The organism is Pantoea sp. ABR1s, from assembly GCF_057812235.1.
On record NZ_JBSZSY010000003.1, the window covers coordinates 47,954 to 62,092 of the forward strand.

The following is a 14,139-nucleotide window of genomic DNA, read 5'->3' on the forward strand; positions in this document are numbered from 1 at the left end:
TCCCGTTTCCGTTGTGGCGTTAAGTGTTCAGTATCGATTGTTAAAAAACTGAATCCATAAAATCGTAAACTCAACCTTGTAATTCTCACTGGTTTCGTTAACCGAGGGCCAGCTAAAGTCAACAGAACCAAAAACAATCTTAACGTACAATATTCTCTGTTTCCCAAACGGAGTCTTGGAAGGCTGAACTGTCTCCCGCCACGGCGTGAAGCCTCAGAACCGGTAACTCACCTGTAGCGAACCCTGACTGTTTCTGTAGCCACCGACACCGGCCTGCTGCGTGAATACCACGGCTCCCGTCAGGCTCTGCGAAAGACGTCCCTCAACGCCCGTTTTAAGCTCTGCGATATTCCGGCTCCCCCGCACATCATCTGTTTCTCCATTCATACGCACGCCGTACACTTTTGTATTATGCAGCCAGTTCGCTTCCACGAACGGCTGGAATTCGCGCACTGTCTGTTGGTCCTGCCGACTTTTCCCGTTCAGGTAAGTTCTGAGACCGAGCCGGGTGGTGACTCCGTCGTTTCCCGCACCCTGCACGTGCGTGCCGCCAGCCTCTGTGTGGTCATCCGCCCGGATGCCGGACCAGACGGTCTGCACGTGTGGCTCGATGAACAGTCGGTTTTCCATGCCGGAGCCGCTTTGCCAGCTTTTAATCTGCCACGCATATCCGCCTTCCAGAGAGGCTTTCAGCCCTCGGCTGTTATAACGCTCCGCAGGCAGCATGTCGCCTGACACCTCGTTTTTGAACCAGTTGTACTGTGCCCACGTATCAGCCCATGCTCCGCTTTTTGCCTCTGCGTTTTGGTACCATGTGCCGTATACACCTGCGCTGTATCCGCTCACGCTTCCTTTCGCGTCATGCCCCGTCAGGCTGCTGTGCGAACTGCTGTCCGCCCGGGCGTAGCCGCCCATAAGGCCGGCGTGAACTGCATCTGTGCCATTGGTTGACCCCTGAATAACATCCCCTCCCAGCTGCAGCACGTAGCGGTTAGTCTGCGTACGGTTCTGCCCGTCTGTCATGGCCGCGTGCCCGTGGCCACCCAGATTACGCATCCACATGCTGGTCGTACGGACCGACCCCGTTACCGGGTCGGTATAGCGCGTTTCCCCGCTGCGGTCGCGCATTGACAGGTCAAACAGAGTATTCGCCGCCTGCAGGTTAGCCGTGTAGGCCGCCGCCTCTGGACGGTACATGCGGACAGGTTCAGTTTCAGGTGATTGTGCAGGAGACGGTGCAGGTGCAGGAGACGGTGCAGGTGCAGGAGACGGTGCAGGTGCAGGTGCAGGAGACGGTGCAGGTGCAGGTGCAGGAGACGGTGTAGGTGCAGGAGACGGTGCGGAGGCAAAACTGGTCAGGTACCAGCCCGCCGGTTCGGTTCCCGAAACATTTCCTTTGCGCAGGCTGTAGTCGTAGGCACCGGCCACCACGCGGTTACCCAGCGAGAACACGGCATCAGAGCGCCCGCCCACGCTGATGAGCTGTATACCGTCCAGCGTCTGACCGCCGCCGCCGTTCTCGTTGGTCACGAAAAGGGTGCTGGCGCCGCTCGTGTTCCCGCTTACCACCAGACGGTCGGTCAGCGAGTCATCACCGGTCAGCACGCTGCCGAACGACACTGAACTGCCGGACAGTCCGGTATAGTCACCGTTAACAGTCAGGGTATTGCCGGCGCTGGTCGGGGTCGGGTTCAGCACAAGGCTGCCGCGGTTGGTGAGGCTGGAATTTATAGTGGAGGAGGCCATTTTTTCAGAACTGAAAAGCAGTGTGCCGTTCTGAGACAGTGTTCCGTCAAGGATGCTGCCGTTTTCCAGCATCAGTGTGCCGTTGTTTACCGTACCGTTAACGGCAGTCCAGCGGGCCGACGGTGTGAGGGTCAGTGTACTGCCGGAATTGACGATAATATCGTCCACACTGACGTTATTCGTAGCGGTGAAGGTCGCGTTCGTGCTTTCATCCCCCACGGACAGAGAAGAACCCGTCAGGCCGGTCACTGAACCGTTCACAGTCGCACTGGATCCACTGATAAACAGTGAAGAGTGCCCGAGATAAACCGGGCCATCAAGTAAACCGGCGTTATGGATTCCGTCACGTATGTTGCCGGAGTTAAATACAGACCAGTCCCCCCCTTTAATGGTACCGCTGTTATTAATCTGAGTGAGATTTCCGGCATTGCTAATTCCCGTGTCTGCTCCCTGAATTATTCCGCCAGGCTTGTTTATAATGCTGCCGACCGTTCCTTCGTTGAGGATGCCATTGCCAACGGTGCCCGTAATGGTGCCCGCGTTGTCAATTTTACCTATCCGATTGGTTATGCCACTCGTTGTCAGATTGGTAATGCCGGTCGCAGCCCTTATTACCCCGCTGTTAAGCACCGAATCAATGGATGAAAGATTATAAAGGGCGGTAGTGTAATTATCTTTACCGGTCAGGTCGCTGTTCAGCGCCATGCTGGTGTTAACGGAGTCATTTTGCAACGTTCCACTATTTGTAAAATCACCAATAAATCCTGAAATATTATACACCGCGGCAATACCTGAGCCACCACTGACTGATATCAATCCGTCATTAATAAAATCGTCTATATGAGTTTCATTTTCTGAACCCGGTCCATTACTGGCTATGCGAACACCAGTGTATGCAGAAGCTATCGTTCCGCCGTTGCCAAAACTCTCAAGGTTATTATTAAGAATAGAAACCGCAACGAAACCGTTGCCTTCACGGGTGACGTCAACAGATGCGCCTTCTGCCACAGTAAAAAAACCAAGTGATGGAGAGACCGTACATTCTTCGGTTTCCTGACTGGTAATAGTCTGAGCTTCATTATCGTCAGCTGAAGCACACATGCTGGCTGCCACAGATGAAAATGACAGTAAACTCAAACTCATCAGGCTAACAGTCCATATTACATGTTTTTTTTCATGAGTCATTATGTACTCCGGTCAGGAAAAATTTCATAGAAAAAAATAGCGAAGTCAAGTTTCAAAGATACACATATCTGATGTTGTACGTATTCTGGCCCAAACCGATCATTGATTCCGATGTGGCTTGATCGCATTTTTCGATTTAATTCGACCACAGATTCCGGTTTTTTCTGGCCAAGTATGGCCATCTGTCAGAATCTCGCGCGTTTCACTTTTGGAACAATGGACAACACATCTTCCTGATAACTCATTTTCCGGAGGAGTGTCGACATGGCAAGACTGAGAACGCGGCTGAATGAAATTAAAGAACTGCTGAGCATGAAATCTGACTGCCACCTGCGCAACAGGAGCACATCAGGCTGTCTGATTATCCAGTTTAGTACCATATCTGATGGGGTCACCCACTACAGATATAGCCAGCTGGCATGCCCCTGCCCTAGCGGCTAACCGACAGCGCAATCTGCTACCGTGCAAGATTTTTTCACCTCCGCCTTAGCTCAATGATTTTTTTACAGGTTCAGCCCAGACCCATTGATAAGTTCGATTCAAATGAATGGTTCCCTATGGCTTGCTGTCTTCGGGCGCTCTTTTCAGCGAGATATTTCCGGCAATTTTTTTTCCTAACTGTACTGAGGGTATTTCAACCAGTCTGAACATAACAGACGATATTCCGGTGCTTACTACAATTGAGAGTAAAAAGACTGACGGATTTCCGTTTTGTAGCGCTGATGACGGTAAAGAATTTTTTATATAAAGCATCACCGGGTAATGAACCAGATACAGTGAGTAAGAGATATCACCCAGAAATGACAGTACACGAAGGTTTACTGTTTTCTTATGGCAGCTCAGTGTAATGACTGAAGTCATAATTATCAGTGCAGGCCAGAAGCCGCCGCTCATGCCGAAAACTTGCGGCCCAGTGATAGTGACAAAGGCAATGGCAAAAACGAGGGCGCCCCATGCCACTGCCCGGATGACGCGAGAGTTAATGATTTTGTCATTCACCATCAGTTCTGCCAGAAACATACCCATAATGAACTCAAAAACAACCGTGTTACTGGCAATTTTAATCCAGCCCTGCCACCAGTGCGAGACAATAATTTGAGGAGACATTTGTGAGGAAAAGCTGAAACTGCCGTTATAAATTAGCTGAAATCCCACTATTGCAGCCATAAAAACCAGCGCACAGAGATAGCTTCGGTAGCGATAACAGAGACTCATGGAAAGGGCAAAAACGACGTAGAACATGACTTCATAGGACAGCGTCCAGGGGGGGCCAAGAGGGCTGTAACCAAATGTAGGGCCCTGCCTGCTGTAATCCTGAAGACAGAAATAAAGCACACATGACATCTCGCCAAATGTGCGATCATGATAAACAAAGAGAAGCGAGGCCAGCCACACCATAAACAGAGGTGGCCATATGCGGAAAAAACGCTTTATTAAAAATGTATTGGCCCCCTCCGGCATCTGGCGGGTAATGAACGTCATAATGAAACCACTGACGATGAAAAAGATATCTACTCCCAGGGCGCCGGGAATGCGGTTTACCCAGGATTCGCTCAGAAAGGCAGAATTATGGGCAATCACTACAAGCAATGCAGCCAGCCCACGCACGTACTGAATAGTAAGTATCCTCACGGCTCTATCGAACCCTTTTTAGTAAGAAATAATCAATGATTATTTAAGTTAGCAGCATTGCCCTTACCAGACCAGATACCAGCTGGAACTAAACTTGAGCGTAAAGCATAACTGGTAATACAGCAGGATCCACCAGAAAAAACCACCCGGACGTTCAGTATCAGCAGCTCACCAGAATTCAGCCCTAGCTGTTACGGTTACAGCTTTTGTAAAAATACTGTTTTGCACACCACTTTTCAATACCAGTAGTAAGTTAAGTAATGCCGCCGTTTCGTGGGAGGTCAGTTATTTCCTAGCGGTGAATCCCCCTCAGCTGCGGGGCTGAGCTACAAAAGGGGTGAAAGCCTTGGCCAATAAGCGGGTCAGGTTATGGCTTTTCCTGACTCACCGGCAGGCACCCGGCACCGCTTAGATTTTCTGAGGGAAAATGACATATGTAAACAAACTGAGGTAAACGGGGCAGATACCTGCGGTCAGCCGGCACGCTCTAAACAGCGACCGTTTTCAGCAGACATAAGTCCTGCGGGATTCTTCTGCAGGGCTTTTTATTCATTACCGACAGGCAGACAGTGACGAATTTTATTGTACAACTGTCGTAAGAAAGCACTGATAGCGTTAAACATATTATTCGGGAGGATAAAAAGGGGCTTAAATTTTCGTTACAGAATGCGGTTCTCGTCTTTAGTACGCCATAATACCAGCGCACCAGTTTTCTCATCAGGGCATCGATGGCTACCATTTTCTGTTTGTCCCATATACACAACTCATCGAAGTTATTGCGCATCCCTTAATTGTGAATTTTCCCGCACAGAGCTGACATGTAAAGCTTCGCTCTCAGCTGAGGCGGTCCGATTGTCGACATGCCGGGGCGACTCCGTACTGACGTGCCTGATCACTTCTCTACCGTCATCACTCCCAGAAAGTCGGCAGCCTGCTCAACTGACTCAAAGTTATGGCTGCGGAGCACTACCAGCATGTGCATGCCCAACCTCACTTCTCTCCCATAAACCGTCACGACTGTTCGCCTTGTACATACGGAGTCGTGCTCCCGGTAACCGTTCAACCTGATGTGCTATGGTGGTAGCTAATCACCACATAATGTTAGATACAAGGTAAAGGCTGTGCCGGTAGACCCTGACGCACCCTAGCCAGAAGGTACTTATTTTCATACTGATAACCCACGGACGCAGATTTTCACGAGTACGATTTAGTAAAAACGTAAGTGTCACATATAGAATTCATTGACGTTTAGACTGGCGTGGGATTGGTTTTCAGGGCAGCAGATCGGCAGCCCTTACGATCCTTTAGAAGTGAGTTCGAATGATATTTTGAAGATGCTGTTGCGCATACCGCTGAATAGTACCAGTTATAAATAGAGGAATTTCAGGTTCTTGTTGAAATTGTGCTATTTTTCTTATGCGGTGAATCCCCCTCAGCGGCGGGGCCAAGTCACAAAAGGGTGCAAGCCTAAGCCAATAAGCGGGTCAGGTTGTGGCTTTTCCTGACTCACCGGGAGGCACCCGGCACCGCTCAGCTTTCCTTTCGGGACTGATGGATGTAAACAAACGGACGTGAATCCCCCTCAGCGGCGGGGCCAAGTCAGATACAAACATAATCATCCTGGCAATGAGCAGAAACGGCAGGTCAGGTTCTGGCTTTTCTGACCTATCGGGAGGCACCCGACACGTCCGGGACAGTTGCAGTTTTCAGCAGACAAAAGGCCTGCGGCTTTACCCGCAGGCCTTTTTATTTATGCTGAATCCGGAGGTGAGCTGCACGTCACAAAAGGTCACCGGAATGCCTGCGTAATTATTATGCCCTCCGGTTTCTTCAGGCCCTGATTTTCCGGTATGCAGGATGCGTATTTACTCCCCAAAAACCGGCCAGCGCACTGACAACAGCCCCCGCCAGAAGAGCGATAAATGACCACAGTGCGATTTTTGCAGCCGCGCTGGCAGCTTCATCTGCTTTCTCTTTTGCCTGCTTTTTAAATTCAGCGTACTGCGCCTTCGCATCGTTAAGATTATTCTGGAGCTGCGTCATGCGGGCGCTTACCTCCTGAACGGTTTTGTCACGCGCCTGGAGGAAGTTATCGACTGCCTTGTCCGCCTCCTCCGGTGACAGACGGGTATTTTCGGCCAGCGCCTTTTTCACCTCATTCCTGTCGACACCATTGCTGACCGCTTCCGCCCGTGACTTCAGTTTACCGCTCAGCGTATCAAAAATGGCGTCGCTGTTGTCAGGGTTGACGGCCAGGTTTTTGACCGAATCCGCAATGTCGCTCGCTGCCGCCTCAAGCTGAGACTGCAGAAACTCCGGCTGAAGTTCTTTAATGTTGCTCCTGCGCAGCGCATCCATCACCTGTGTGTCGGCCTGCGTAGCCGCGAGCTGAGTGTTAAGTCCGAGCCTGTCAGTGATATTCTGAGCGATGTCTGCTGTTACGCCAGATGCTTTGCCTGCGGCATTGCCCAGTCCGCTCACGGCAGAGCCGGTGGCTGATGCGGCCGCACCAACCGCGCTTCCCGCCATGTGCAGAATGCCGCCAGCGGCGGCGAAGCCCAGCACGGAAGCAACAAGCAGAGACGTTGCCCATGAGAGGAATCCGTGGATGGTTCCATCTGCGCCCGCCAGCCTGCCGGCCACAAAACCGCCGCAGGCCAGACTCAGTACTACTGAGATAGCCGACCAGATGATGACAGCCTTGCCGGCACCGTTGATTACATCGTCAGACTGAGGTGAAAGCAGTGAAAAACCCAGGCTGGACCCCAGCGTAGTCAGCAACAGGGACACTGCCATTACCGTTACCACACCCGCAATTATGCTGCCCCATGAGACGTGCCTGTTCAGTTCCGCCTCTTTTACAAGTTCCATTGTAATCTCCATTTAAAAACGTATGAAAAGGCGGGATTCTTCCACGCCCGGATTAATCTTAGTAAAAATATGCGTCACTGACAGTCGATTAGGAGATACAGGCATCACCTGGTGCTGTCAGAGTGAGGGAATTCGGGGCACGGGCAGACAGTTCAAAGCGCAAGACGGTGCAGATGAGACGCTTACGATTATCCTGCAACTGCTGCTCGGCATGTTGTGCCCGTCACTGCGGATGAAGACCGTTACCTGCGGCTCGGTTTCGCAGATAACCATGATCAGGACACCGCGGCGCTAGTCTCCCGGTTCGCGCGAGGCGCGCTCTGACGTCATCAGGCAGCTGCAGCGCGGGAAAACCGGCAAACAGTCCCAGCGGAAGCGTGGACTCCAGCCGCGCATCGGCCGCGTCGCTCCAGGCAGCCAGCTGCGAGATCAGGATGAGACGGCGTGATCCGTAGCCGGCGTCTCTGGCAGCCTGACGGTTCTGCACGGCCTGCGCTGAGTCCTTCATGGCCATCAGCAGCAGCGACTGCTGCAGCGGGACCCGTCCGATACGTACGCGTGCGGCCGTTTCATTCAGCCGCCAGCTGACCCAGCCCGGATAGCGTTTCTTCCGGTCAAAGGCAGGATGCCAGACGTTGATGCCGGACTGCTCCCAGAGCAGGTGCAGCAACCCCAGAAGGCGCATTGAGGGCTGCCGGCGCCGCTTAACGGGTCCGGCGCTGACCGGGATAGCATCCGGTTTTTTTTCCTGAATATCTTTCTTCTGCAGGCCTGTGGGGAGACGTACGACAATGTTCCCGTCCGGTGCCGCCTTCACGACGTCAGGTGCATAAATAGCGGCCTGCCTTTCATCAGACCAGACGGAATAAAAGCGGCAGTCCGGCGCGTGCTCATGGCCGGAAAACGGCCATGACGCGAGCCAGCACTGATCTGTTTTCTGGGAAAGGTGCACCTTCAGGCGCCGGCAGCGAGCGTCCTCATCGGGTGGCCGGCACAGGCAGGTCACCACCGTCGTGGCTTTATTATCCCGCGCGTATTTCAGCCAGCGCTGCCACTGTTCCGGCTTGTACGCACGGAGGTCTGCGGCACACTCCCGCGTTCCGCGCTGGCCGGTAAACCGCACCGGAAATGTTTTCTTTGCCGCCATAATAAACCACCTCCCGATCACAATACTGAATATGAGACCTGCATGATCCTTAATTCAGCCTGTCCGCTGAGCAGGCTACAGGTGAAGACTCATTCAACAGCCGGTTAAATTCCGTCTGATACTGTCGCGCGGTTGCCGGCTCGCCCGTAATAACCAGCGCGTTTTCAGCATTTCTTTTTTCAGCCGATGACGTGTAATTAAACGACCCGGTTTCAACCGCGCTTCCGTCAGCAACAATAAATTTATTGTGCATGATGCTGTACATTCCGTTGACGCGCACCTGCACACCCGCGCAGGCCAACGCGCCGACGAGTGACCAGCGGTCCCGGCTTTTCTTTTCATCGGCAACCAGCCGTACCGTCACGCCCCGCGCCACGGAAGCAGCCAGCGCCTGCGCCACGGGCTGGCTGGTGAAATCATAGGCCGCCACGTCCACGCTCTGGCGCGCGCTGCCGGCGAACTGCAGTATCAGGTTCAGCGCCGTGCCGCCGGGAGAGAACCCTGCCGTCACCGCAGCGAACGAACAGGGTATAAATGCAATCGCGGATAGCACCATTACTCTGGCTTTATGATTATTCACGGATAGTTTCCTGCAGGAGAAATAAGTCACCATTCTATCACGCAGCGCATTTACTTAATTAAATAACGCCCTGTTACTGTCGCAAAAAAATATAACAAATACGGGTTAAGTCATTATTAACCCCTGCCGATAATATAATTCAGACGGGGAGCGGGGGAACCATGAACGAATTTCACGAAATAAACATGCTCACATCACGCGGTGATATTAACGGGGCACTTTCACTCATCTGTAAATGGAATGAGAGCATTGCCCCCTAAAATCATGAAAAAGGCCGGCTACAGTGTGACGCCGCATGCCGGCCGCGCGTTCTGGTCGTGGGCGCAGGCCACGCTGACGGAATCAGCCCGGCAGCGCCGCTGTGGCTACCGTGTACGGGCTGAGCGCAGGGCGCCCGTCCGATACTGTCGCCAGCAGGCGCAGGAGAACTATGATGCGTACGCGCAGATGATGGCCTCAGACATCGCGCCGAAGGCTGAGGCTGCCCCGCACAGAGAGGTAGCGTCCATCGATGCTGGTCCTGAAAAAAGTGTCGCTGTCTGCGGCCGCACAGAAGGCCTGATACACCTTTGCCGGCACGGCCCGCCAGCGCCGGCACGCGCCGTTCCGGTACTCCAGCTCAAGCACGCCGGTGGTCGCATCGTATCCCGCACTGCTGAAAAGCGCAGACGTCACTTTATGTCTGTTCATGGCGTTATTCCTGGCAGGTCCCAGATGAATGAAATCGTTGCTCGTAAAAGTGCGGATCGCACGTACAGAATGCCCGTGCAGGGTAAAATACAATGGTCTGTATCCGGCTTTTCACTGGCGGCTCGTCCGCTGCATGTCCGTTATTCTGAGCCACCCCGGGCATTCACTGTAGCCTGTAAAAAGGGAATCCGGAGGAACAGGGACCCGGCTACGCTGACTGCTTCGCGGGGATCGACGGCCAGACGTCAGCGTTCACGGTTTTTAAGCGCGGCAGACACCCGCGCCTGTACCAGCGTCAGAAACGCCTGCGCCGTGGTGTCCCAGTTCGCCGGCACAAATTCCCCTTTGTAATGCGTCCGGAAATCCAGCTCGGTATCGTCGCACCCGTCCAGAAACAGCTCAATATCTGCCAGCAGGGCGTGAAGATTTGCGTCAGGCATGTCGTGAATGTAGGCCTGAATTTTGGGCTCTATCTCATGACCGGGTTCGGCCATAACGTAATCCTGACCGAAATATACGCCGATAAAATTATCCAGTTCGCTGATGCTGATACGGTCCACTATACCTCCGGAAACGCAGTCAGAATAAAATAGGGTTTTCCGTTAAACGACCTGAAATCAATCACCACGCGGACGCCATAACAGGTAACGGTCTCCTGATTTCCTCTGCGTACCATAATCCCCGTGGGGTGTGCAAACCGCCGGCTCAGGCGCATGCGGGCCCGCATGCCAGGCGGAACGTTCTTCACCCACATCGCTATCTGATTTTTATTATCAGCCAGCACCCGGCTGATGATTGCCTCTGCCTCACGGAGTGATTTAAAACTGCTGGATTCTTCAAGTCTGGGCTCCCTGATAAGCCTTTCGCGCAACTCATCCGGCGACTTACCGATGTGTCGCTCGATGGTGTGGCCACCGGGCGCACGTCCTGAAAGTGACTCATGCTCAGCGATTCTGAATCGCCCGCGGCGTACCGCAATGACCCGCTCTGCGCCGGCCGCCAGTGCAAACGCCATCGGTATGGCGATATCGACCGTCAGACCAACCTTCATGGCGGTCTGGCGGTCAGCACCGAGCGATTCCGCGAGCGCCACGGCGGAATTAAAGGTATCGGTACTGACCTGCCTGCCGGTCCAGACCTGCCGGAGACTGGCCTGAATGGTATCAAGTCCGTGCGTTCCGACAAAGACGCAGCCGGCTTTGGTCAGCATGGTGGGCTCCGGCACCACGCACAGGGCGCCTGCACCGAACATTTCCACCACGCCACCCGCCAGCCCCAGCCCGCCGGATATACGGTTACTGGCTGACTCACCTTCACTGACGCTGCGATCAGAAAGTACAGCAGCCAGCTGCACCGGCGAAAGCGCTATCCTCAGTCCCTGTTCTTCTTCCATAGAATCCTCCCTTCCGTAACCGGTACGTCATTTACTCAATTTATAACCGGCACGGCATCAGGTTGCAAACCGGCGGCAGCCTGGCGCCTGTCCTCGAACAGGACAGCGAAAAAAGAATTATGGCCACCGGTTTCAATACCAGGGATAACCGGAGTGAACCCGGCCTGTGCTTTCAGAGCGGTTCCGCATTGTCCACATCCGGAAGAATTTCCAGCTTATCGATAACAATCTGCATGACGTCCGCCATACCTGGTGACCATTTGCCGGGTATGGCGAGCTCCGAGCGGAATATCCCCGCAAGCCGTATACGGGTGGTTTCAAGTCCCGCATCGGCCAGCATGAGCACGGCTTCACCCAGCAGGCGGAATGCCTCTTCTGAATCCCGCTGTTCTGCTTCAGTAACCTGCATAGCATGTACCTCTCAGACGTCGCCGGACAGGCGAGCAGTGCGCAGCCTGTCCCGTGAATGCCGCGTCAGCGGCATGGAGGCGCCAGAAACTGTTAAGGACGGCTCAGATGCCATCGGGCGCCGTAAGCCCGGCAGAGCCGGTTACAGGGCTGATGGTGGCAAAATTCCCCCCCCCCTGCCAGACGCCGTTTACGCAGCGTCCTGTCAGCAGCTTATCAGCCAGACGGTCGGAGACGAAAGGAAGGATCCGCGGCACTTCTCACAGCAATGTAAAACCAACTAGTTACAACACCCATTAATCAGCCACTCCTGTTCCGGCCCGATGGGCCGGGGCGGGGGCGGCCTGTCAATGGGCACTCGGAGTTTCAGGTCTGCTCCGGTTCGGGCTGAGAGGGGCTGGAGGGTTCAGGTCTACTCTGATGTGGTTTTATATTGTGAATATGAGTGTTGTAACTAATAACTTCCCATGCCCGCCACAGGCGGGAGCTACTTCAGATTCTGAGCGGCGCGGTCGCCTGCGGCCGCTGCAAGCGAAGGCATTAAATTTATCCACAATGTCACGCGTGATAGAGATCATTTCGGGTTTACCCGAAGAACTAAAAGTAGTGTTTAAGAATGTTTTGCAGATTATCTGGTATTCATTTGCCGTTTTTATCTGTTATCCGGTTGCGGATTATTGTGAATAAAGCTCCGTCGGCTGTGCCTCCTGCATGCTGCCGGCACAGCAAAGACGTCAGGACGGGTGTAAAACGGTAAAAAAAGGGAAATGCGTCAGGGGTGCTGAAAAAAAAACCACGGCAAAAGCCCCAGCTAAGGGGCATGGTCTGTAAGGAAGGGTTATACGCTAAACGTGGGTGTCATGTGTCTCAAACAGCTGCATCTGGAAAAGCTGCCCGATGGCCAGCGTCTCGAGCCGGTCATCCGTACAGTACAGCAGCTCGCCTGCAGGTAGCGTTTTACGCAGGTGTTTCATCATTTCAAACACCTGAATGTCTCTCGGATGGCTGCTGAGCCGGTTGGCCCGCTTACGCATGGCCCCCTGCTGACGGCGGTACTTCAGCGACTCGGTTCTTTTGCGGCTGTACCAGCGGCGTCGGGCGGCCTGAGGCGAAATGTCCTCATCCTCACTCATTAACCCTTCGGCTATCAGCTGCCGGCGTTCCTCGCTTCTGCGCAGCGCCTTTTCCTGCTCTTTCGCCAGTCTGGCCATGTCCACGCCCAGCATCCGGAAACCGGTATCGGTTATCCAGACGTACTTTGGCAGCCACTGCCCCGACTCGCGGTCCCACATTTTTTCTTCCGACTGCGCAAGCACGCCATACCGGACCTGTTCGCTTATCAGGCGCGACATGCGGCTTACCGTCACGCCCGCTCCCGGAATGACGTTGCCCTTATCATCCTTAGGGCTGACTTCATCAGCCAGCCGGGATTGACACATGCCTACCGAATGCTTGCCCGCGTCGCAGAAACTGACCAGTACTGGCCACAGCGTATCCAGCAGCCTGGCCTTTTCAGGTTTAAAATGGTTTTTGCGCCCGGCCAGTTGCCGGTGGCTGATATAGTAAGGATGGAGCGACATACGCATACGAAGCTGTTGTTTGCCGGAGCCAGGATCCTTTCTGACCAGCCGGTTGTAGGCGTAGCCAAGCTGGCCGCCAAGTCGCTTGTAGTGGTCAGGACGAAACCACTCCGGTTTACCGCATTTAGGCTGAGTGGAATGCTGACCGCGAACCCGGCGAGTCCGTTTCTTATGAACAGGTACCAGGAAAGAATCTGTTTCGCCCCCGTCTACTCCCTGCCAGAAGAGTACCTGCTCTTCAATACTGAGCTGACTCCAGTGCCGCTTAGGAAGCTTCTGTATCATTACAGTGCCCCCCTTTTATGATGCAGCCTTTCAGATTTAAGGCGGGCTGCATGCAGGTGGTCTGGTCTGACCTTCAGCGCCTGGAAAAATGCTGGCGTGAAGCAGATACCATCATCTCCGGTCACGATAAATCCGTACTCTTTTTCCAGAGACCGTGCGGCGCGGTAAGCCCTTGTCACGCTGATGGTGCCGTTAGGGGAAATTGTCGCGAGACCACATTCATGCGCAAGTGCAGTCAAAGACCTGTCCACGCAGTTCGTCAGTGGGTCGTAGTAGAAACTCATGCCCTGCAACAGTGCGTTTATGGCACAGAGCAGTTCATGCCGGGGTTTCCTTTTACGTTCCCCCCTTGCGCACATCAGATAACCGTAAATAGCGAAGCGAAAGCTGAATGGAAAACCATCGGCTTTTTTCATCAGCTGTCGGCAGAAACGGGGCCGCACAAAGCCTGATGCCGGAATAAAACGGGGCTCAGTACGCTTGACGGCGACGGAGTGATCGCCGCGATGGCGCCCGTCGTTTTTGAGGTTCGGGCGGTTTAACCCGATTAAAATCTGGTCATTCACCCTGTCCCGAACTTATGGCGGACAGGGGTTGCCTTATGAAAAGCATGCGTTATAAT

The 14,139-nt window shown here is 53.7% G+C and carries 12 protein-coding genes and 1 pseudogene; 1 reads left to right on the forward strand and 12 read right to left on the reverse strand.

Annotation, left to right across the window (positions count from 1 at the left end; all coding sequences use genetic code 11):
- Window positions 1–213 precede the first annotated feature (213 nt).
- From ACXKZD_RS20620 to ACXKZD_RS20665, 10 genes and pseudogenes are all read right to left on the reverse strand, one after another.
- Window positions 214–2,931: an autotransporter outer membrane beta-barrel domain-containing protein gene (locus tag ACXKZD_RS20620; protein WP_488982241.1), complete on the reverse strand. Its 2,718-nt coding sequence runs from the start codon at window positions 2,929–2,931 to the stop codon at window positions 214–216.
- Between the two features lie 555 nt (window positions 2,932–3,486).
- Window positions 3,487–4,563, reverse strand: coding sequence for an acyltransferase family protein (locus ACXKZD_RS20625; protein ID WP_425028020.1), 1,077 nt, complete (start codon window positions 4,561–4,563; stop codon window positions 3,487–3,489).
- 631 nt (window positions 4,564–5,194) lie between these two features.
- Window positions 5,195–5,554 (reverse strand): annotated as a pseudogene (locus ACXKZD_RS20630) (transposase); the annotation flags it as partial.
- Between the two features lie 839 nt (window positions 5,555–6,393).
- Window positions 6,394–7,434, reverse strand: a complete 1,041-nt coding sequence (locus ACXKZD_RS20635; protein WP_488982242.1) for a CAP-Gly protein — start codon at window positions 7,432–7,434, stop codon at window positions 6,394–6,396.
- Between the two features lie 223 nt (window positions 7,435–7,657).
- A complete protein-coding gene (locus ACXKZD_RS20640) occupies window positions 7,658–8,581 on the reverse strand; it encodes a DUF1173 family protein (RefSeq protein WP_488982243.1) in 924 nt (307 codons plus the stop codon).
- Between the two features lie 49 nt (window positions 8,582–8,630).
- Entirely contained in the window at window positions 8,631–9,161 is a 531-nt protein-coding gene (locus ACXKZD_RS20645) for a phospholipase D family nuclease (RefSeq protein WP_425028024.1), read from the reverse strand.
- Window positions 9,162–9,617: 456 nt separating this feature from the next.
- On the reverse strand, window positions 9,618–9,851 hold the full coding sequence (locus ACXKZD_RS20650) for a KTSC domain-containing protein (RefSeq protein WP_425028025.1): 234 nt from the start codon (window positions 9,849–9,851) through the stop codon (window positions 9,618–9,620).
- A gap of 245 nt (window positions 9,852–10,096) precedes the next feature.
- Window positions 10,097–10,411: a contact-dependent growth inhibition system immunity protein gene (locus ACXKZD_RS20655; RefSeq protein WP_013360142.1), complete on the reverse strand. Its 315-nt coding sequence runs from the start codon at window positions 10,409–10,411 to the stop codon at window positions 10,097–10,099.
- Entirely contained in the window at window positions 10,411–11,244 is an 834-nt protein-coding gene (locus tag ACXKZD_RS20660) for an RNase A-like domain-containing protein (protein WP_425028026.1), read from the reverse strand. Before ACXKZD_RS20660 ends, ACXKZD_RS20655 begins: the two co-directional genes overlap by 1 nt.
- A 172-nt stretch (window positions 11,245–11,416) precedes the next feature.
- Window positions 11,417–11,653: a DUF2767 family protein gene (locus tag ACXKZD_RS20665; protein ID WP_425028027.1), complete on the reverse strand. Its 237-nt coding sequence runs from the start codon at window positions 11,651–11,653 to the stop codon at window positions 11,417–11,419.
- Between the two features lie 419 nt (window positions 11,654–12,072).
- On the opposite strand from ACXKZD_RS20665, the gene ACXKZD_RS20670 reads away from it, so the two are divergent.
- Complete coding sequence (locus ACXKZD_RS20670; protein ID WP_425028028.1) at window positions 12,073–12,339, forward strand: hypothetical protein; 267 nt, start codon at window positions 12,073–12,075, stop codon at window positions 12,337–12,339.
- Between the two features lie 158 nt (window positions 12,340–12,497).
- Here ACXKZD_RS20670 and repA (ACXKZD_RS20675) read toward each other — a convergent pair whose 3' ends face one another.
- Complete coding sequence (gene repA / locus ACXKZD_RS20675; protein WP_488982244.1) at window positions 12,498–13,517, reverse strand: plasmid replication initiator RepA; 1,020 nt, start codon at window positions 13,515–13,517, stop codon at window positions 12,498–12,500.
- On the reverse strand, window positions 13,517–14,083 hold the full coding sequence (repA, locus tag ACXKZD_RS20680) for a plasmid replication initiator RepA (protein ID WP_488982245.1): 567 nt from the start codon (window positions 14,081–14,083) through the stop codon (window positions 13,517–13,519). Before repA (ACXKZD_RS20680) ends, repA (ACXKZD_RS20675) begins: the two co-directional genes overlap by 1 nt.
- Between the last annotated feature and the right edge of the window lie 56 nt (window positions 14,084–14,139).